Here is a 20,319-nt window from a genome sequence, read left to right on the forward strand (position 1 = left end):
TATCGGTCCCTACCCCGCAGCTCCGGCTGCGGGGTATTTTTTTAGCAAGGAGTGAATGAATCATGAAAGGCAAAATCATCCCGCTGAGCTTTCTGCATACGCAGGACAGCGAAACCGGTCACCAGGTGATCCGGATGACGCCACCGCATGTTATCTGCCACCGCAACTACTTCTACCAAAAATGCTTTACCCGGGACGGCAGCAAGCTGATTTTCGGCGGCGCGTTTGAAGGCCACTGGAACTACTATTTACTCGATATCGCCGGGCAGCAGGCCACCCAGCTCACCGACGGGCCGGGCGATAACACCTTTGGCGGTTTCCTTTCCGCCGACGACCGGTCGCTGTGGTACGTGAAAAACAACCAGCAGCTGCGCCGCGTGGATCTGGCCTCGCTGGAGGAGCAGGTGGTGTATCAGGTGGATGACCAATGGGTGGCCTACGGGACCTGGGTCGCCAATAGCGATTGCAGCCAGATGGTGGGTATCGAAATCAAAAAAAGCGACTGGCAGCCGCTGACCGACTGGGGCAAGTTCCGCGCATTCTACTTCACCGAGCCGGAGTGCCGGCTGATTAATATCGACCTGCACAGCGGCGAACAGCGCGTGGTATTGCAGGAAAAACGCTGGCTCGGCCACCCGATTTACCGCCCGTTTGATGACGGCACCATCGCCTTCTGCCACGAAGGCCCGCGCGATGCTATCGATGCCCGAATGTGGCTTATCAACGCTGACAGCAGCCATATGCGCAAGGTTCGCCAGCACCGGTCGGGAGAGAGCTTTACCCACGAATTCTGGGTGCCGGATGGTTCCGCGCTTTACTATGTCGCGCATCAGGAAAACGATCCGCATCGCTATCTGTATCGCGCCGACCCGGCAACGCTGGAAAATCGCCAGCTGATGGCCATTCCTCCCTGCTCACATCTGATGAGCAATCACGATGGCAGCCTGGTGGTCGGCGACGGCGCGCCGCACAGCACCGGCGATATACAGCTTAACGATCCGTTTATCTGGGTGTTTGATATTGCCGCCGATAAGCAGACTGCGGTGTGCCGCCACGACTCCACCTGGAAAGTGATTGAAGGCGAGCGCCAGGCGACGCATCCGCATCCCTCATTTTCACCGGATAACCGCTGGGTGCTGTTTACCTCCGATAAAGAGGGTATGCCAGCGCTGTATCTGGTGGAGGTGTAGTGATTCTGCAACGTCCCGGCTCGCGCGGTGCTTAGCCGGGCTACATGTTCACAGCCGTCTGCGATCCAGTAGCCCGGGTAAGGCGTTTACGCCGCGACCCGGGAAGACCGTCAGAAGAAATATTTAAACCGCACCCGCGCGCCGTAGCGTTCATCGGTATTGCCGCTTTTCGCTGCCGATGAATCGAGCCATGACGCATAGGCCCCGAGATAAATATTAAAGTTCGGCATATCCATAATATTCGGCAGATGCCATGAGGTATGAATGGTGTGAATGTCGTAGCGCCCCGGAGCCAGAATCGCGCAGTCGCTATCGCACTCCGCGTTGACGCCGGACATATTAAACTGGTCGATTTTGTTATGCGCATAGATATAGCCTAGCTCCACGCGATGCCATAACGCATTGATACCGGCGCTGAAATCCTTTTCGTCCGCCGCGTCCAGATACGCGGTGCTTAAGTTCACCACCGCACCGTCCTCGGCATCGGTTTTCAGCGTGTTCCAGCTCATCGTCATGCCGTAGCCGGTGCGGCTGGACTGGTCGACCCAACGTCCATTCTGATTCTCATAACCGTAAGCATTATTAACAAGATTACTCTCCATCGCCGCCGCCACCGACCAGGCGCCGGATTGCCAGGCCGCGACCGGACGCACGTAAACCACATTTTTACGATTATCCAGCGCGTTGCCGTGATAATTCTGGTCCACAAACAGCGAGCTACCGTCCTCCACCAGCGTATTCACCTCAAAATACCAGTTATCGAGATTTTTACTCAGCAGGAAGTTGCCGCCGCTGCTGCTGCGTCCGCGCCCCTCTTTCATCATATAAATATAGCCGTAGCCGTCGCTATACAGATCGTTCGCCGTGTTGCCGGAATATTCAACAAACGTATCCTGATTAAGCGGGAACATATCGTAGGCTTCGAAGCGACCTATTTTAATTTTCCAGTCGTCCTGCTTACCGAAGAAAAAGGCCGCATCATCAAGATTCATTTTACCGTTCATATCCGCCAGCGGCTGCACGCTGAATCCGGCATATTTACCGTTAGCCCCTTTGCGTAATCCATCAAAGCCGAGAAGAATACGGCCGTTAATATCCCAGCGCTCTTTATCTCCCGGCGCCCAGTTTTTATTGGCGCTGGTTTTCACCGACGTCAGGCTACCGGTGCGGCTGGCGCCGTCCATATTAAACTCAACGTCGCCATAGAATTTTAATTCACCATAATCATTAAGTTGTAAAGCGGGTTTAGCCGGTGCGGCGCTGGCCACCGTCGTCGCTTGTGCCTCCTGTTTTTTTAGCGCGCGGATTTCCGCCTCCGCGCTGGCCGCCCGCTGCTCTGTCGCCTTTAGCCGTTGTTCCATTTGCGCCAGCCGCTCCTCAAGGGATAGCGGCGCCTGTGCATTAGCCAGAGGGGTAAATAAAGACGTCAGAACACACCCGACCCAGATTTTATTCATCGGAATAACCCTTTATTATTTAGTTAAATAGTATTTTTTATTTATGGGTAAAGCTCGACAATAATAACCCGTCCACCGTCGAAGACGGGTTATTAACAACTATTCAGTAAAACTTATTCCAGCTGCCAGGCGCCGGCTTCGGTTAAATAAGCCGAACCGCTCCAGGCAAATAAAGCCAATTCGCGACGATCGGCATCCGGATATATACGACTGCTAAGACAGGCCTCGCCATCATTAACAAACACTTCGACGGAAGAGCTATCGAAGAATATCCTTAGCTTCAGATCGGCGCCTTCATTCAACGGGACGCTGCGGGTGCCGCACAGGCCATGCTGCGGATAGTGCCGCTCGAGCACCAGGCGCTGCATCTGCGCATCCACGTAAACGCGCAAACCTTCGCCGAAGCTCAGGCCATACTGCTCGGCGCTGCTGTTCAGGCCATCCCAGTGCAGGATCACCTCCATCGCTTCGCAGTTCTCCACCATCGTGGTCTGCTGGTTTTTCAGGGTCGTCACCGGCCACGGGAAGCTGGCGCCGCGCATGCTCTCGACCTCTTTCGCCGGACGCATCTGCAGTCGATTATCCGCGCTCAGGCTCAGTTCACGCGGCAGCGACAGCATGCCTGCCCAGCCGTCCTGCTGCTCCGGCAGCGGCGACTCCCACATATCCAGCCAGCCGATGACAATGCGGCGGCCGTCGGGAGTGAGGAAGCTTTGCGGGGCATAAAAGTCGTGGCCGTGATCCATTTCCACAAACTCGCCCTCACGCACAAACGCCTGCCCCGGCCGCCATTCACCGAGCAGATAGCCGCTCTGGAACAGGTTGCGGTTTTGATAGCCTTTAGCCGCCAGCCCCTGCGGAGAGAACATCAGAATATGCTTGCCGTTGAGGGCGAAGAAGTCCGGGCATTCCCACATGTAGCCCATCTCTTTTTCCGCCTCATCGAGGACGCCAGCATCCTGCCACTGGCGCAGATCGGCTGAACGATACAGCCGCACCTGGCCGGTGTCGCCATCGCGAGCGCCGACGATCATGTACCAGCTGTCCCCTTCTCGCCACACTTTCGGGTCGCGGAAATGGTGCATGCCCGGCGGAGTGTCGACCACGATCCCCTGGCGCTCGAAGTGAATGCCGTCGCGGCTGGTGGCCAGACATTGCACCTGATACAGGTTGGCTTCATCGCTGGGATCGCCATGAAATTTATGCCCGGTATAAATCAATGCCAGCGTATCGCCATCCACCACCGCGGAGCCGGAGAAGCAGCCGTCTTTATCCTCCGGGCCTTCCGGGGCCAGCGCCACCGGCAGATGCTCCCAGTGCACCAGATCTTTACTGCGCGCGTGGCCCCAGTGCATCGGCCCCCATTTGGTGGAGTACGGATGGTGCTGGTAAAACGCGTGGTACCAGCCGTCAAACCAGACCAGGCCATTGGGATCGTTGATCCAGCCCGCACGGGCGGCCAGGTGATAGCGCGGATACCAGCGCAGGTTCAGCTGTTCATGTTTAGCCTGCAGTTCTTGCTCAGCCCGGGAAATTGAATACGTCATATTCATTACTCTTTTGATTCAGATAGCGGAAGTTTGCGGCATTAGCGGGTCCGAAGAGGACTTACTGGAGCGCAACAAGAAGATGGAGATAAAGGTGGTGCAGAACACCAGCAGTCCCATAATCAGATAGGACTGGGCGAAGCCGTATTTCTCATAGCTATAGCCAGCGAGCGGCGACAGAACCGTCGCGATAACCGAGCTGGTGCAGGCAAAGCCGACCAGATACAGCGTGGATGAAAGACGCTTGTCGAAGTTTAAGCTGTTGTATTTAAAGATAGATACCAGCAGTACCGGCAGTTCGACGGCGTGGAGCAGCTTGGTGATGGAGATCAGCAGCGGCCCCTCCACCAGCCCGGAAGCCACCATACGCATGGCCATCACCATTCCGGCGAAAATCAGGCCGTTTTTCGCGCCGACGCGGTTAACCAGCCACGGTGCGCAGAACATACCGGCGGCTTCCAGGAACACCTGGAACGAGTTCAGGTAGCCGTACATCGCGTTGCCTTCCTGCAGGGTCGGGAACTGGGAAGAGAAGTAGACCGGGAACTGCTGGTCATAAACGCCGTAGATACAGGTGCCGATGACGAAGAAGACCAGCGCCCAAAAGCGCGGCAGGGTCAGCAGACGCAGGGCGTCTTCCAGCGTGACTTTACCGCCGGATACCGCCTCCTGCATGGCATGCGGCGCGGAAGAGACCCGCAGTCGCGCCAGTAGGAAAAAAAAGACCAGTCCGGAGCAGCTGGCCACCGCGAAGTTTAAGTGCGGGTTAATGTTGAACAACAAACCGGCGAAGAAGGTCGCCACCGCCCAGCCCAGCGAGCCCCACATCCGCGCCTTGCCGAATTCAAACTGGCTCTGGCGCGCGACGCGCTCGGTGTAGGATTCCAGCACGCCGATACCGCCGTTAAAGGTCAGTCCGATATAAATCCCGCCGAAGATGCTGCCGAGTAAGACGTTAATTTTGAGGAGGTAGCCAAACGCCATATAGGCCGGGCCGGAGAGGATCAGCAGTACGGTGATGTACCAGAGCAAATTTTTACGCAGGCCGAGTTTGTCCTGAATAAAGCCGTAGCACACCTGGGCGAAAAGCGCGGAGACGGAAAGCACTGAGAAGATAATTCCCGTATCCCCCGGCTTAAGTCCCACTTCCTGATGTAGCCAGATAGAGAGCAGCGAACCTGAAGAGGACCAGGTCACGAAAAAGAAAAAGAGTAACGCACTGAGTAACGGATAGCTGTGAGAGTGATGCGCTTTCATCATGACATTCTCATGTTGGAGTAATGCTATTATGGTAACGTTAACAAAAAGCGAAACTCACTTCGTTTTGTTGCGATTCATGATGTTAATCACAAAAGTTAACGTTAACATAAAGGAGATGAGATCTCGATCAAATATTCACCTTCTTCGCTCGCGCTACGTGTACGATAGAATATTGTATGATCCTTTTACATCAGTAACTTAGTTGACCCCGCTGCTGGCGGCAAGGGTGGAGCACTTAATATGGCATCTCTGAAGGATGTAGCAAAGCTGGCGAATGTCTCGCTAATGACGGTCTCCCGGGCGCTTAATAGCCCGGAAAGGCTCAAGCCGGAGACCCTGGCTCGGGTCCAGGCGGCTATCGAAGAGACCAACTACGTCCCCGACCTGTCGGCGAAGAAAATCCGCGGCGCTCACGCGACGCCAAACACCATCGGTGTACTGGCGCTGGATACCGTCACCACGCCGTTTTCGGTGGAGATTACGCTCTCCATCGAAGAGACCGCGCGAGCGCACGGCTGGAACAGCTTCGTGGTCAACATGTTCTCTGACGATAGCCCGGACGCTATCGTCGACCTGCTGCTCTCCCATCGTCCGGACGGCATTATCTACACCACGATGGGTCTGCGTCAGGTACCGCTACCGGCCAAGCTGTTAACCCTCCCCTGCGTGCTGGCCAACTGCGAAAGCCTGCACGACCCGGTGGCCAGCTATATCCCGGACGACGAACAGGGTCAGTATACGGCGGTGCAGGCTCTACTGGCCGCGGGCTATCGCCGGCCGCTGTGCCTGCATCTGCCGGCGAATCATCTGGCGACCGTCCGCCGCCGTCAGGGGCTGGAACGCGCCTGCCGGGAAGCGGGTATTGACCCGGATACGCTCGCTCACTGCTATATGGCCTACGGCGATGAGCACTATCGCGATATTCCCGCTGTCGTGCTGGCCCATATTCAACAGCGCAAGCCGCAGTTCGACTCGGTGATTTGCGGCAACGACCGCATCGCGTTTATGGTCTATCAGACGCTGCTGGCGCGCGGGCTGCGCATTCCGCAGGATGTGGCGGTGGTGGGTTATGACAATATGGTGGGGATTGGCGATCTGTTTTTCCCGTCGCTCTCAACGGTGCAGCTACCGCACTATGATATCGGGCGCCTGAGCGCCCAGCACATTATTAACGGCGACAGCCATCGGGAGACGGTGAAAGTAACCAGCCCGTGGCTGCCGCGCGAGTCGTTGTAATTAATTGCCGATATTGCGCAGCTTCTCGCCGGACATCAGCCTGCGTTCAATATGCTCCAGGGTGACGTTTTTGGTTTCCGGGATCAGCCAGAACGTCACGCCGATAAAGGCGACGTTCAGCGCGGTGTAAAGCCAGAAGGTTCCTGCCGCGCCGATCGCGTCCAGCAGCGTCAGGAAGGTCGCGCCGATAATCATGTTCGACACCCAGTTGGTGGTGGTTGAGCAGGTGATGCCGAAATCGCGGCACTTCAGCGGCTGAATTTCCGAACACAGGATCCACACCACCGGCGCGGCGCTCATCGCATAGCCGGCAATACACATCATGGTCATCCCCACTGACAGCCAGGAGAGACCGCTGGAGGCGGTGCCGTTATCAAACTGCATCAGACAGTAGCCCAGCACCAGCGTGCCGATGGCCATCACGCTAAAACCGATTTTCAGCGCCGGCTTACGTCCGGCCTTATCGACGGTAAAGACGGCGATAAAGGTAGCGAACATAAAGGTCAGGCCAACCACCAGGGTCGCGACCATCTGCTGTTCGGTGGTGGTGAAGCCCGCCATTTTAAAGATGCGCGGCGCGTAGTACATGATGATATTCATACCGGTAAACTGCTGCATCGCCTGCAACAGCATGCCGAGGAATACCGCCCGCCGCACGTTGCGGTTGACCTTAAACAGCGCCCAGCCGCCCTGCTTCAGCTTCAGGCTTTCGCGGATCTCGTTGAGCTCGTCACGGGCTTTTTCTGACGTGTCGCGCAGCATCCGCAGCACCTCTTCCGCTTCCACGTGACGCCCTTTTTCCGCCAGCCAGCGCGGGCTGTTCGGCAGGAAGATCACCAGAATAATCAGCACCACCGCCGGCAGCGCCAGTACGCCAAGCATCGCCCGCCAGTTGCCGCTATAGCTGAACGCGGTGTCGGAGAGAAACGCCATCACGATACCCAGCGTCACCATCAGCTGATACATACTGATCATCTTGCCGCGCACGTTTTCGCTCGCCATTTCCGACAGGTACAGCGGCGCGGTATAAGAGGCGATCCCCACGGCGACCCCGAGAACGATCCTTGCCACCAGCAGCATTTCGACGCTGGTCGCAAACGCGGAGCCCACGGAGCCGGCAACGAACAGCACCGCCCCCACCATCAGGCTGTATTTGCGCCCGAGGCGGAAAGAGAGCCAGCCGTTAAATAACGCGCCGATGGCGGCTCCCAGCATCATGCTGCTCACCACCCACTCCTGCAGGCGGCTGGATAAAACAAAATGGTCGGTAATAAAGGGCAGCGCCCCGGCAATCACCCCGATATCGAGGCCAAACAGCAACCCTGCCACCGCGGCGGCAATGGAGACAAACTGATTCATGCGCCGGGTATCGCGCTGCGTACGCGGCATGGTTGTAGAGTCGTGACTGAGAGTGGTCATTTTTTTCCTGCCAGACGAAGTAAGACATACGATGAAACTACGGGATCGGCGGCGTAAGGTGTCAGGCAGGACACGCCAAAGATATGGATTAAGTTGCTACAGGCAATGGTTTTGTGATGGACATTCAACTTTCAGAAGAGCAGAAAATAAGCATTTCATCTTCAACAACCCCTGTTACATATAGATGCTTACCTCAAAAACAAATAAACCATATGGACTATTTCAGTTTCATCATATGGACAATTGTTATTCAGACATAAAAAAACCCTGCCGAAGCAGGGTTCCATTTTGCGCTGATAACGCGGCAAATATTAGCGCGCCAGCCAGCCGCCATCCACCGCGACGGTGTAGCCATTGATGTAGTCAGAAGCGCTGGAGGCCAGGAAGACCACCGGCCCCATCAGGTCGCTCGGCAGACCCCAGCGTCCCGCCGGGATACGGTCGAGGATCTCGCTGCTGCGCTGTTCGTCGGCGCGCAGCTGCTGGGTATTGTTGGTCGCCATATAGCCCGGCGCCAGCGCGTTGACGTTGATGCCGTGCTTCGCCCACTCGTTCGCCAGCAGACGAGTCACGCCCATCACCGCGCTTTTTGACGCCGTGTAGGAAGGTACGCGGATCCCGCCCTGGAAAGAGAGCATCGAGGCAATATTGATAATCTTGCCGCCGGTCCCCTGGGCAATAAAGTGCTTCGCCGCCGCCTGAGACATAAAGAACACGCTCTTAATGTTCAGGTTCATCACGTCGTCCCAGTTTTTCTCGCTGAATTCGATCGCGTCTTCGCGACGGATCAGGCCGGCGTTGTTAACCAGGATGTCGATATGGCCGAACTCCGCCACCGCGCGCTCCAGCAGCTGCGGGATACCGTCAATCTGGCGCAGATCGGCGGTCAGGCTGAGAAAACGACGGCCCAGCGCCGTGACGCGCTCAATGGTTTCCGTCGGTTCAACAATATTGATACCCACGATATCGCAACCGGCTTCCGCCAGGCCCACCGCCATGCCCTGGCCCAGACCCGTATCACAACCGCTCACCACGGCTACTTTGCCCTGCAGGGAGAATGCGTCGAGAATCATACTTGGTTCCTTAATCTTTCAGAGCCTGTGTAGGTACAGGCAAGGTTCTGATAGTCCAGCCTGCGGCTTGTGCAGACCCTTATGGTTTGAAGAACTCGCAGGGATTGCCCCTTCTAAAAATAAAACAGAGTTCCGTTTTACAGTGAGCACATCTTAGCCCCGGCTAAAGTCATTTTCAATTATTATTAAAACATCGTTTCAATTTTAAGACTGTTAAATGTTAAAAATGCAAAACAGATCACGAAGCGGTGATTGATAAACCGTGAAACTCCTATTTAATTCAATAAAATACAATGAGTTATTCAAACTTTAAAAAAAGACGGCGGATCGAAAAAAAACGGCAGGAAAACAAAGAGAGCGGGGATGCCGGCCGTACTGTCAGCAAAAAAAGGCGATCTATAGCAAGAAGTTGTTGCGAATTGCGTCCGCCATCACAAATAATGAAACGATGTTTTGATAAATTAACACCCATCTTTTAAATCTACTTCCACTGGCCGGTCAACGCAGGCGGGCAACATCTCAGGAAGGAAAAGGAGTACATCATGGCTAAAGGCATGCGGGTTAAACTGAATTATGACGTCAGCCGCGATCCGGACACCGGCGCGGAGATCACCCGCTTAACCCCACCGGAAGTAACCTGTCATCGTAACTATTTCTATCAGAAGTGTTTTTTTAACGATGGCAGCCACCTGCTGTTTGCCGGCGAATTCGACGGCAACTGGAACTACTATCTGCTGGACCTCGCAAAGGCCGAGGCGGTGCAGCTAACGGAAGGCGCCGGTGATAACACGTTTGGTGGTTTCCTTTCTCCGGATGATAAATCCCTTTATTACGTGAAGAACGACCGTACGCTGCTGGAGGTTAACCTCACCACGCTGCAAGAGCGTGAAGTGTATCGCGTCGCCGATGACTGGGTGGGCTACGGTACCTGGGTGGCCAACAGCGATTGCACCAAACTGGTTGGCATCGAGATTGCCAAAAGCGACTGGACGCCGCTCAACGACTGGCAGATTTTCCATGATTTCTTCCACAAAGGCCCCCACTGCCGCCTGCTGCGCGTCGACCTGCAAACCGGCGAAAGCAGCGTGATCCACGAAGAGAAGAAATGGCTGGGCCATCCGATTTATCGTCCGTTCGATGACCATACCGTCGCCTTCTGCCATGAAGGGCCGCATGACCTGGTCGATGCGCGGATGTGGATGGTAAATGAAGACGGTAGCAACGTGCGTAAAGTCAAAGCGCATGCGGAAGGCGAAAGCTGCACCCACGAATTCTGGGTACCGAACGGCTCCGCGCTGGTGTACGTCTCTTATCTGAAGGGCCAGCAGGGCCGGACGATCTACAGCTTCAACCCGGATACCGGCGTTAATGAAGCGGTGATGCAGATGCCGGCCTGTTCGCATCTGATGAGTAACTTTGACGGCACGATGCTGGTTGGCGATGGTTCCGGTACACCGGTGGACGTCAAAGACACCAGCGGCTACACCATTGATAACGACCCGTATCTGTACGCTTTCGATGTCGCGAAGCAGGCCTATTTCCGCGTTGCGCGTCACGATACCTCCTGGGCAACCGTGGCCAATAGTCGCCAGGTTACCCACCCGCACCCGTCCTTTACGCCGGACGATAGCGCCATTTTGTTCAGCTCCGATAAAGACGGCAAACCTGCCGTGTATATCGCGAAGCTGCCGCCCCAGCCTGAGATGCTGAAGGCATAGCGTTAGCCACTGTTTGAGTTAGTGTTTCTGTAACTGGCCTTGCCCTCCTTTCGGAGGGCTTTTTTATGCCCGGCGTTTTCCCCGGATCGCGCTGCGCTTATCCGGGCTACATTCCGTGCCGATGGGGCGCATTGCGCCGCTCCGGGAAGAGGGATTCATACCAACGGAAAACCCCGGCTGACCGCTCCGGGGTAAACGATGAGGACATTTTTTAAGTTAGAACGAGTAGGCAACACCTACGCGGAAACGGGTCTGGCGGTCGCTGCGATCGTTGACGCCAACGTTGCCGAGCTCGCCGTACGGCGCCCAGTTTTTATCCAGCTTGTAGGCAACCTTGAGATTGTACTCCTGCGAGTACGGTTTGTTGTCGTTGCGCTTAACCCCTTCGGTACTGCGCGCATAAACGTAGTTCAGCTCCGTACGCCAGTCGCCGAAGACGTAACCGGCCCACGCATCGCCGCGGTTAACTTTGTCATCATCTTTCCCTGCATTCGCCGGGTAGCGGGTATAGTCGTAACGATAGCGGGCGGCGACGTAGAAGCCATTATCGAAGCTGTACTGCACGCGCAGGTTTGGCTTGTAGATCGAGCGGCTATCGTTACTTTCAATATTGAACCCCGGCGTGACCGAGAAGTTTTTATTCGCCTTCCACTGCCAGGTAATGCTCTCTTCATGACCATTACCGACGAAATCTGAATAAGGCTGGCTGGTGTTATCGCCGCCCGACTTCCACTTCGCCTCAACGGAGAAGCCAAAGCCGTTAGCGAAACGATGGGAGACGGAGACGCGGTCGGCGTTGCTCTTATCCGATTTGCCGCCGTCAATGAATTCGTGACGTAAATCTACCGTGACGGCTGAAGCCGCGAAAGACATGCCACAGAGTGCAGCAAGGACCAGAGATCTTGCGAACATAAATTACCCCTCATAATTAAAATATCGTTTCGTTTTTATAAAACCGTATTTTATTTTTTAGGCAATAATGTTTTAGTGATCGCGATCGTAAATATTTGTTTCAAAAAAGGTGGCACAGAAAGACGTGACAACGCTCAACAAAATAGCGCGTCAGAAAGGAATTTTTGGCAGGGTAACGGCTGGCGGGAAGCAAAAAAAAGCCTCCACAGGGAGGCTCAGTTAACGCATATATCAGAAGGGGCTTATTCGCGTTCAACTGCCAGCGCCACGCCCTGGCCGCCGCCGATGCATAGCGTGGCCAGCCCTTTGCGGGCATCGCGTTTAATCATCTCGTGCACCAGGGAAACCAGAATGCGGCAGCCGGAAGCGCCAATCGGGTGGCCCAGCGCAATGGCGCCACCGTTCACGTTCACCCGCCGCTCGTCCCATTCCAGTACCCTGCCCACCGAAATGGCCTGAGCGGCAAAGGCTTCGTTGGCTTCGATAAGATCGACTTCATCCAGCTTCCAGCCCGCGCGTTCAAGGCAGCGACGGGTGGCATGGACCGGCGCGATCCCCATCAGCGCCGGATCGACCCCCACGCTGGCAAAAGCGCGGATCCGCGCCAGAATCGGCAGCCCCAGCTCCTCGGCTTTAGCTTCGCTCATCATCATCACCGCCGCCGCGCCATCGTTAATGCTTGAGGCATTGCCGGCGGTGACCGAGCCCTGCTGGTCAAAGGTCGGCAGCAGGCTGGCCAGCGCTTCTGCGCTGGGGTCGACGCGCGGCTGCTCATCGGTATCCACCAGGCGCGGAATACCGTTGAGTTCGCTGGTCACCGGCACGATTTCATCGCGAAAGCGTCCGGAATCAATCGCCCGCCGCGCTTTGTGCTGCGAGCTAAGCGCCCACGCATCCTGCAGTTCACGGCTGATGCCATACTCGCGCGCCAGGTTCTCCGCCGTCACGCCCATATGGTAGTCGTTAAACGCATCCCACAGGCCATCGTGGACAAGGCTGTCGATAAGCTGGCTATTGCCCAACTGGGCGCCGGTACGGCTGTCGGTCAGCACGTGCGGGGCGCGGCTCATATTCTCCTGCCCGCCGGCGATCACTACGTCCGCTTCGCCGCACTGAATCGCCTGGGTCGCCAGGTGCAGCGCCTTCAGTCCGGAACCGCAGACGTCGTTGATGGTAATAGCAGAAACGGTATTAGGCAGCCCGCCGCGGATCGCCGACTGACGCGCCGGATTCTGTCCGGTTCCTGCCGTCAGCACCTGGCCGAGGATCACCTCATCAATACTTTGCGGATCGACGCCGCTGCGCTCAACAAGCGCCTTCACCACCACGCTGCCCAGCTCCACCGCCGAATGACGCGACAGCGCGCCCTGAAAACAGCCGATTGGCGTTCGCAACGCGCCGACGATTACGACATCTTTCATCCTCTACCTCTGCGCAAAGAAACAGCATCATAGTAGTGAATTGTTATCAAAAATTTTCGCAATTGTTTAAAAAAAGTGAGGGGAATCACAAAGATCGTCGGCGATGGCAAAAATGGCCCCTATTCGCGCCCGTGCCCCTGCAGATGCTGACGCAGCCAGCTTCCCGCTTCTCCCGGCGGCGCCTTTTTATTCCACAGCAAATCGGTGGAGATCATCCGCGGCCAGCCGGCAATATCCAGCGCCACCAGGCTTCCGCTCCCGGCGAACTCCTCCACCAGCGCGCTGGGCAAAATACACCATCCCAACCCCTGCGCCGCCATGCTGAACAGCAGCAGATAGTTAGGCGCCGACCATACCAGACCGCGCGCCGGTTCCGCCGTATTTTCCAGATAGGTGCTCAGGCGCAGCTCGCGCCAGCTGAACAGCTCGTCGCGGGTGACGCTGCCCTGGGCCGCCAGCGGGTGCCGGGGCGCCACGAAGATAGCCATTTCGGTTTGCATCGGCAGCCGGATACTGCCTATTTCTGTCGGATAGCTGTCCCTGGCCTCAATCAGCCCCACCTGCGCCCGCTCCTTTTGCAGCAGATCGATAACGTCGTCGTCTTCGCCAATCAGGCACTCAAATTCGGTGTGCGGAAAACGACGATCGAACTGCGCCAGCAGATCTTCCAGCACATCGGGATGCAGCGTATCGGAGAGCACAAAGGTCAGACGCGCTTCGGTGTTGCCAGACAGCGAAATGGCCAGCTCATCCAGCCTGTCGCTGGCCGCCAGAATCGCCTTCACGTAGCTCAACACCTGTTCGCCCTGCGGCGTGAGCGTCGGCTGTCTGGAGGTGCGATCGAACAACGTCACGCCAAGATCGGCTTCCAGGTTGGCGATTGCGGTGCTGATGGTGGACTGGCTTTTGCGCAGCCGCCGCGCCGCGGCAGAGAATGAACCGCAGGCCACGGATTCGACAAACGCGGTTAAAGCTTCGGGAGAATAGCGCATGAACTATCTACTTTATCGATGGATACTATCTTTTGTTTATCATATTTATCCATAAAATGCCGGGTAATTTCATATAAAGACCGGAGGCAACAAGCCATGCAACAAGTCAACGCCCAGCGCAAAACGCTGACGGAACGGGTAATCCACGCGATAAGCTTTGAAGGTCTGGCGACGCTGATCCTCGCCCCAACCGCCGCATGGCTCATGCAGCGTTCGGTCGTTGAAATGGGCGGGCTCAGTATCCTGCTCGCGACGCTGGCGATGGTCTGGAACATTATCTATAACGCCCTCTTCGACCGGCTGTGGCCGGTAACCCGGGTCGTCCGTACCCTGCGGGTCCGCGCGCTGCACGCGATCGGCTTCGAATCAGGCTTTATTATTATCGGCGTCACGGTGGTCGCGCTGGTGCTGGGCGTTTCGCTGATGCAGGCGTTTATGCTGGAAATCGGCTTTATGCTGTTCTTCCTGCCCTACACCATGGCCTTTAACTGGGTCTGGGATATGCTGCGCGAGCGGGTCATTAAGGTTCGCCAGCAGCGGATCGCCGCCCGCGAGTAATCTTTAGCAAAGCGCCCGGCCGGTAACGGGCGCTCCGCCGCTTCATTTCTGCGCCAGAAACTATCGCCACAGCTCATCCATAAATGTGATAAATTGCACTCCTTTTTGTTCGTTTTCTGGTTGATAAAGTCGCATAATGTCTAAAATTTGGTCTAAAGAAGAAACTCTCTGGAGTTTCGCCTTATATGGCACTGCTGTAGGCGCTGGCACGTTATTCTTGCCGATCCAACTGGGATCCGCGGGCGCTATCGTTCTGTTCATCACCGCGCTGGTCGCCTGGCCGTTAACCTACTGGCCGCATAAAGCGCTGAGCCAGTTTATTCTCTCCGCCAACATCGCCCCGGGCGCGGGGATCACCGGCGCCGTTAATCACTATTACGGTAAAAAGATCGGTAGCCTGATTACCGGCCTCTATTTCCTCGCCTTTTTCGTGGTGGTGCTGATCTACGCCGTCGCCATTACCAACTCGCTCGCGGAGCAGCTCTCCAGACATGTGCCCATCACTTCTCAGGTCAGGGCGCTGCTCAGCCTGGGCGTGGTGCTGGTGCTGAATCTGATCTTTTTAATGGGCCGCCACGTCACGATTAAAGTCATGGGCTTTTTAGTCTTCCCGCTGATCGCCTGTTTCCTGTTCCTCTCCATCTATTTAATGGGGAGCTGGCAGCCGGCTTATCTGACCAGCCAGATGCAGCTGACCCCGCACACGTTCCACCAAATCTGGATCTCGATTCCCGTGATGGTTTTCGCTTTTAGCCATACGCCGATCATATCGACTTTTGCTATCGATCAGCAGGAGAAATACGGCGAGCAGGCCATGGGTAAATGCAAAAAAATCATGAAGGTGGCCTACACCCTCATCTGCGCCAGCGTGCTGTTTTTCGTCTTCAGCTGCCTGCTGTCGATACCGGCGGGCTATATTGAAACCGCCCGCCATCAAGGGGTCACGATTCTTTCCGCCCTGTCGATGATGCCGGGGTCGCCGGCGTGGCTGGCGATCACCGGGATTATTGTGGCGGTGGTGGCGATGTCGAAATCGTTCCTTGGCACCTATTTTGGCGTGATTGAAGGGGCCAGTGAAATCGTCAAAACGTCCCTCGCCCAGGCGGGGATTCGTAAAAGCCGCGCGTTTAACCGGGCGATGTCGATCCTGCTGGTTTCGACGCTGACCTTCGTGGTGTGCTTTATCAATCCCAACGCTATCTCAATGATTTACGCCGTCAGCGGCCCGCTTATCGCGATGATCCTGTTCATCATGCCAACCCTCTCGACGTATCTTATTCCGGCGCTGAAGCCCTACCGCTCGGTGGGTAGCTTTATTACCCTGGTTGTCGGTTTGCTCTGCGTGTCGGTGATGTTTTTTAGCTAATCCTCTTCGTGCGGCGAGTCTTTTCCTCGCCGCACGTTCTGCCAACATTCTCCCCCCACCAATCTCCCTGACGGACATACACTTATCCCTTGCACACCAAGAAAGCAGGGGTTTATATGTCCAGCGTAAAATTATCCGGTACTGCGACGTTAGGCGATCGTCAGGTTTATCGTCTGGGATACGGGGCGATGCAGCTCGCGGGGCCCGGCGTCTTCGGCCCGCCAAAAGATCCGCAAACCGCTATCCGCGTACTGCAGGAAGCGGTCGAGTCGGGCGTCAATCATATTGATACCTCCGATTTTTACGGTCCACACGTGACTAATCAGCTCATTCGCCAGGCGCTGCATCCCTATTCCGCCGATCTGTGCATCGTCACTAAAGTCAGCGCTCGCCGCGACGATAAAGGCAACTGGCTGCCCGCGATGTCGCCCGCGGAGCTCACTGCGGCGGTGGAGGACAATCTGCGCAATCTGGGCCTTGACGTGCTTGAGGTGGTGAACCTGCGCAGTATGCTCGGCACGCATGGCCCGGTTGAAGGTTCGCTGGAGGGGCCCTTAACCACCCTTCTGGAGCTGAAAGAACGCGGGTTGATTCGCCATATCGGGCTGAGTAACGTCACCGCCAGACAGGTGAGCGATGCGCAAAAACTGACGCCAATCGTCTGCGTTCAGAACCAATATAACGTGGCGAACCGTCAGGATGATCCGCTGATCGACGAGCTGGCGGCGCAAAATATCGCCTGGGTGCCCTTTTTCCCCCTCGGCGGTTTTACCCCGCTTCAGGCCCGGGAGCTTAACGACGTCGCCGCTTCGCTTGACGCCACGCCGATGCAGGTGGCGCTGGCCTGGCTGCTCCAGCGCTCGCCGAATATCCTGCTCATTCCGGGCACCTCCTCGCTACAGCATCTGCACGAGAATCTGGCCGCCGCGCAATTAACGCTTCCACCAGAAGCGTTAGCCATTCTGGATAATCTCCAGCCCCACTCCTGATTTCAGGCTTCTGCGGATCGATATTCGCAGAAGCCTTCTCCTCAATATTTGCCTGGAATTACCTTAACGCCACTGGCACTATACATCCTACAAATTAGGCGTTATCCGCTTTATTCTCTTACGGATAACCCTATGCAAAGCATAGATTTAAACTTTCTCGACTGGCCTCCTAATTGGAGGCTTCTGTCGTTTTTGTCTCGCCAAAATTTTCGAACTCTTGATTACAGGAAAAACAATATCTCATTCAAAGTTTATACAAATCAATTTAGCTGCAAAGATAGCTAACAACATCAAATGCTCATAAAAACATCTGGTTAACACAATCAGAATGTTTGTATTGCTATATAAAAAATCGACCACACACAATAACAATTTACAAGGATTTCACATGACAGAGGGAACGATAAAGACGAGTAAGTATGAAATCATTGCTATTTTCAGGGAAGAGCTCCGAAAGCAGGCGGAGATAGAAGTTTTTGTTAATAACAAAAGCACTATTACCCAGCTAACGCGGGTAGATTTTGCCGAGTTTCATATCTCCACCACCAGCAAAATCCCCGCGGGGCATAAAGTTAAATTTATTCTGCATAGCGATTCAGGGAAAATCGAGTTTTGCTCTACGCTAAAGAAAAGCTATGCCGGCGGCGAAGGGAAATGCAGGAAGGTCGCATTTACCTTACCGGAATGTATCCAGGTGGTTCAACGCCGGCGCGATCCCCGATTCCGCCTGCGCCACGAGCACGAATTCTTCTGTCACGGCCGACACAAAAACGGAGAAAACTATCTATTCGAAATCAAAGACATTTCGGACGGCGGTTGCGCGCTGATGACCAGGAGCCCCAATCTGAAATTCCTCAGCCATAACGCCATCCTCAAGAACGCTATCCTCGCCCTCGCTGAATATGGCGAAATCACCGTAGATTTAGTTATAAAAAATGTTGTTATGGTGACTTTAGATGATAACGAGAAGTCAGATAGCTACTACCAGATCTCCTGTCAGTTTAAATTTCGCCATCTTGATAACAAGAAGCGAATAGAGAAAGTACTGCTCGACTTGATTATGGAAGCCAAGAGAAAAAAGAGAGTCTGAACCATTGGACAGTATATTACTTTACACTGATGACAATATCATCGGGCAATCAATCCATGATTATATGATTGATCGCGCCAGGGATATCACCACCCTGAAATTTCAGGATATTGTGAAAGGGGTCGGCGCCTCCCCGGCAGCCACCGTTATTATCAATATCATCCACAAAGATATCTCTGCGGCCACAACGGTCGCATTACTGAACACTTTGCGCAAGCGCCTGACGCATTGCGCGCTGCTGGTGCTGATCGTCAAAAGCGAGCTGTCCAGCCTGTTCCGGGAGCTGCTTGATCTAGAAAACCTGTTGATTCTGACCGAAAAATCCTCGCTGGCAGATTACTCAGCTATCATCAGCAGGCCCTCAACCGCCGAAGGCTGCCAGGGGCTATGCACCCGCCGCAAGCTGACCGCCAGGGAACTTCAGGTGCTGGAGTTAATTATTGCCTGCAATAACAGTAAAAGGATTGCGGTGCTTCTCGACATTGATCATAAAACGGTCCACAGCCATAAGGTACATATTATGAAGAAACTCGGGATGAATAACTCGCGAATAATGAACAAAAGCATAGTCAATATGTATCAGTGCTAAAACCAAAAATATGTGGGTGACCAATCAAAACCCGATAATTTATTGGCGATAAGCCATTAATAATCATTCCCATCGGTAGAAAGGTCACCTATAATATTCTCCTCTCTTTACCTCTGACCTGATTTTTGACGAGAGATAATGAACGCAACTCTTTTTTCCAGGCATAATTTATCACGTAGCGATATATCCGTTCGTTATGTCTTTCAAAAAATGTTTTCCCCAAAAGGTACGCTCGTCGCCGTTGAGTGCCTGAGCCGCTTTGACCACCTCTCTATATCGCCGGAAAACTTCTTTCGCTACGCCAATACGGGACTACGCGAAAGCATTTTTATGGAACAGCTGGCGCTTATTGAAAAACATAAACAGTGGTTTAAGCAAAATGCTATCTCGGCGACGATTAATGTTGATGACCATATACTTAACGTATTGCAACGCCCGGAGATTAAAGCGCTCGTCGACCAAATCGGCTGCGTCCATTTTGAAGTGACCGAGAATTCCCATAATCTTTTGAATAATGCTCTCGCAACCTGGAATAACCCGCAAAGCACTACGCTCTGGCTCGATGATTTTGGCTCTGGCAACGCCGGTATTCACGCTATTCGCGACTATCATTTCGATTATGTCAAAATCGATAAAGACTTCTTCTGGCTTTTAATGCAAAAAGATTCCGGTCGTCCGTTAATGGATGCCCTCGTCACTTTCCTTTCCCGCAACCACCATAATGTGATTATTGAAGGTGTAGAAAGCGAAGCGCATAAGGCCTGGTTGCAGGGCATGGAATGGTTTGCTATTCAGGGACACTACTGGAAGGAAGTGAGCATTGAACAATTGGTCCAGGAAGATATCACCGCATAAATAAATGCCGGATAACTCCGGCATCAAAAGTCATACTCGCGCAATACCCTCTCCCCTTCAATTATAAACGAGCTCCCATGTTGCCCAGCTGGTCAACGGGCCGCTGGTTGCTTTTTCCGGCGCGGGGGTCACGTAGCCGATGTAATAGGTAAATACGCCGCCATCGACCGCTTTTTCGACCAGCGGCACCCGGTTTTGCAAGGGGTCGGCCGGGACGATTTTATTACTTTTATCGAGGGTATTATTATCATTGGTCGACAGCGCGAGGAAAATATGGCTGGCGCCGTCCGCCCGCGTATTCCTCAGGTAGCCGGCATTTTCATTGCCCACCGCATTGACCGTAAAGCCGTCAACCCAGCGGACGTTAACCAGGCGGATCTCGTCTTTATCCGCCGCGCCGCCGTCGTGACGCAGCTGGCAGTTCGAGAGTTCCAGCGTAAAAGGCTGCGGCTTCATAAATGCCCCGGCGCCGCGATCGTGTACTTCGGCCAGGCTGACCGGCGCCAGCCAGACGCTGCCGCTCCCCGCGTTGTTGCCGCCGTTCAGCGCCACGCTACAGGAGATATCCGTCACCCGTCCGGCAAAATCCACCCGCCCTCGATCGTAGTTGGTCTCAAAACCCGACGCCGGGGAGGCCATCAGCATCC

General features: G+C 54.8%; 18 protein-coding genes. 9 read left to right on the forward strand and 9 right to left on the reverse strand.

Features of this window, described 5'->3' with window-relative positions:
- Window positions 1-62 precede the first annotated feature (62 nt).
- Window positions 63-1,190, forward strand: a complete 1,128-nt coding sequence (locus ABLU67_RS24195; protein WP_116279881.1) for an oligogalacturonate lyase family protein — start codon at window positions 63-65, stop codon at window positions 1,188-1,190.
- Window positions 1,191-1,300: 110 nt separating this feature from the next.
- Here the strand turns inward: ABLU67_RS24195 and ABLU67_RS24200 are convergent, their stop codons facing one another.
- The 3 genes from ABLU67_RS24200 to ABLU67_RS24210 all read right to left on the reverse strand — a co-directional run bounded on the left by ABLU67_RS24200 (window position 1,301) and on the right by ABLU67_RS24210 (window position 5,454).
- Window positions 1,301-2,647 (reverse strand): carbohydrate porin, encoded by a 1,347-nt coding sequence (locus ABLU67_RS24200; protein ID WP_148849925.1) that lies wholly within the window; start codon window positions 2,645-2,647, stop codon window positions 1,301-1,303.
- Window positions 2,648-2,760: 113 nt separating this feature from the next.
- Complete coding sequence (locus ABLU67_RS24205; protein ID WP_025107404.1) at window positions 2,761-4,194, reverse strand: glycoside hydrolase family 32 protein; 1,434 nt, start codon at window positions 4,192-4,194, stop codon at window positions 2,761-2,763.
- A gap of 18 nt (window positions 4,195-4,212) precedes the next feature.
- A complete protein-coding gene (locus tag ABLU67_RS24210; protein ID WP_014226685.1) occupies window positions 4,213-5,454 on the reverse strand; it encodes an MFS transporter in 1,242 nt (413 codons plus the stop codon).
- Window positions 5,455-5,694: 240 nt separating this feature from the next.
- On the opposite strand from ABLU67_RS24210, the gene ABLU67_RS24215 reads away from it, so the two are divergent.
- The gene (locus tag ABLU67_RS24215) at window positions 5,695-6,690 is read left to right on the forward strand and encodes a LacI family DNA-binding transcriptional regulator (protein ID WP_049083394.1); all 996 of its coding nucleotides are present in this window, start codon (window positions 5,695-5,697) and stop codon (window positions 6,688-6,690) included.
- On the opposite strand, the gene ABLU67_RS24220 is transcribed toward ABLU67_RS24215, so the two are convergent.
- Together ABLU67_RS24220 and kduD are read right to left on the reverse strand one after the other, a co-directional pair.
- Window positions 6,691-8,109: a sugar porter family MFS transporter gene (locus ABLU67_RS24220; RefSeq protein ID WP_014226687.1), complete on the reverse strand. Its 1,419-nt coding sequence runs from the start codon at window positions 8,107-8,109 to the stop codon at window positions 6,691-6,693.
- Between the two features lie 311 nt (window positions 8,110-8,420).
- On the reverse strand, window positions 8,421-9,182 hold the full coding sequence (gene kduD / locus ABLU67_RS24225) for a 2-dehydro-3-deoxy-D-gluconate 5-dehydrogenase KduD (RefSeq protein WP_004124661.1): 762 nt from the start codon (window positions 9,180-9,182) through the stop codon (window positions 8,421-8,423).
- Between the two features lie 542 nt (window positions 9,183-9,724).
- On the opposite strand from kduD, the gene ABLU67_RS24230 reads away from it, so the two are divergent.
- Window positions 9,725-10,900 (forward strand): oligogalacturonate lyase family protein, encoded by a 1,176-nt coding sequence (locus ABLU67_RS24230; RefSeq protein WP_004853909.1) that lies wholly within the window; start codon window positions 9,725-9,727, stop codon window positions 10,898-10,900.
- Window positions 10,901-11,116: 216 nt separating this feature from the next.
- Here the strand turns inward: ABLU67_RS24230 and ABLU67_RS24235 are convergent, their stop codons facing one another.
- The 3 genes from ABLU67_RS24235 to ABLU67_RS24245 form a co-directional block, all read right to left on the reverse strand.
- Window positions 11,117-11,812: a porin gene (locus ABLU67_RS24235; RefSeq protein WP_348852569.1), complete on the reverse strand. Its 696-nt coding sequence runs from the start codon at window positions 11,810-11,812 to the stop codon at window positions 11,117-11,119.
- 242 nt (window positions 11,813-12,054) lie between these two features.
- Window positions 12,055-13,233, reverse strand: coding sequence for an acetyl-CoA C-acetyltransferase (locus ABLU67_RS24240; protein WP_009651683.1), 1,179 nt, complete (start codon window positions 13,231-13,233; stop codon window positions 12,055-12,057).
- Window positions 13,234-13,352: 119 nt separating this feature from the next.
- Window positions 13,353-14,225, reverse strand: a complete 873-nt coding sequence (locus ABLU67_RS24245) for a LysR family transcriptional regulator (RefSeq protein ID WP_014226691.1) — start codon at window positions 14,223-14,225, stop codon at window positions 13,353-13,355.
- Window positions 14,226-14,321: 96 nt separating this feature from the next.
- Between ABLU67_RS24245 and ABLU67_RS24250 the strand changes: the two genes are divergently transcribed.
- From ABLU67_RS24250 to ABLU67_RS24275, 6 genes are all read left to right on the forward strand, one after another.
- Window positions 14,322-14,783 (forward strand): multidrug/biocide efflux PACE transporter, encoded by a 462-nt coding sequence (locus ABLU67_RS24250; RefSeq protein ID WP_348852570.1) that lies wholly within the window; start codon window positions 14,322-14,324, stop codon window positions 14,781-14,783.
- Between the two features lie 136 nt (window positions 14,784-14,919).
- Complete coding sequence (locus ABLU67_RS24255; RefSeq protein WP_014226692.1) at window positions 14,920-16,149, forward strand: amino acid permease; 1,230 nt, start codon at window positions 14,920-14,922, stop codon at window positions 16,147-16,149.
- Window positions 16,150-16,265: 116 nt separating this feature from the next.
- A complete protein-coding gene (locus tag ABLU67_RS24260; RefSeq protein ID WP_014226693.1) occupies window positions 16,266-17,138 on the forward strand; it encodes an aldo/keto reductase family oxidoreductase in 873 nt (290 codons plus the stop codon).
- A 388-nt stretch (window positions 17,139-17,526) separates the two neighbouring features.
- Window positions 17,527-18,228 (forward strand): pilus assembly protein PilZ, encoded by a 702-nt coding sequence (locus ABLU67_RS24265; protein ID WP_014226694.1) that lies wholly within the window; start codon window positions 17,527-17,529, stop codon window positions 18,226-18,228.
- Window positions 18,229-18,232: 4 nt separating this feature from the next.
- A complete protein-coding gene (locus ABLU67_RS24270; protein ID WP_025107398.1) occupies window positions 18,233-18,817 on the forward strand; it encodes a helix-turn-helix transcriptional regulator in 585 nt (194 codons plus the stop codon).
- A gap of 138 nt (window positions 18,818-18,955) precedes the next feature.
- Entirely contained in the window at window positions 18,956-19,672 is a 717-nt protein-coding gene (locus tag ABLU67_RS24275; protein WP_032694725.1) for an EAL domain-containing protein, read from the forward strand.
- A 57-nt stretch (window positions 19,673-19,729) separates the two neighbouring features.
- On the opposite strand, the gene ABLU67_RS24280 is transcribed toward ABLU67_RS24275, so the two are convergent.
- Window positions 19,730-20,317 carry a type 1 fimbrial protein gene (locus ABLU67_RS24280; protein ID WP_142395354.1) on the reverse strand — a complete coding sequence of 196 codons (588 nt, stop codon included), beginning with the start codon at window positions 20,315-20,317 and terminating at the stop codon, window positions 19,730-19,732.
- Between the last annotated feature and the right edge of the window lie 2 nt (window positions 20,318-20,319).

The organism is Klebsiella sp. GN_Kp190, assembly GCF_040061795.1.
GTDB lineage: Bacteria > Pseudomonadota > Gammaproteobacteria > Enterobacterales > Enterobacteriaceae > Klebsiella > Klebsiella michiganensis.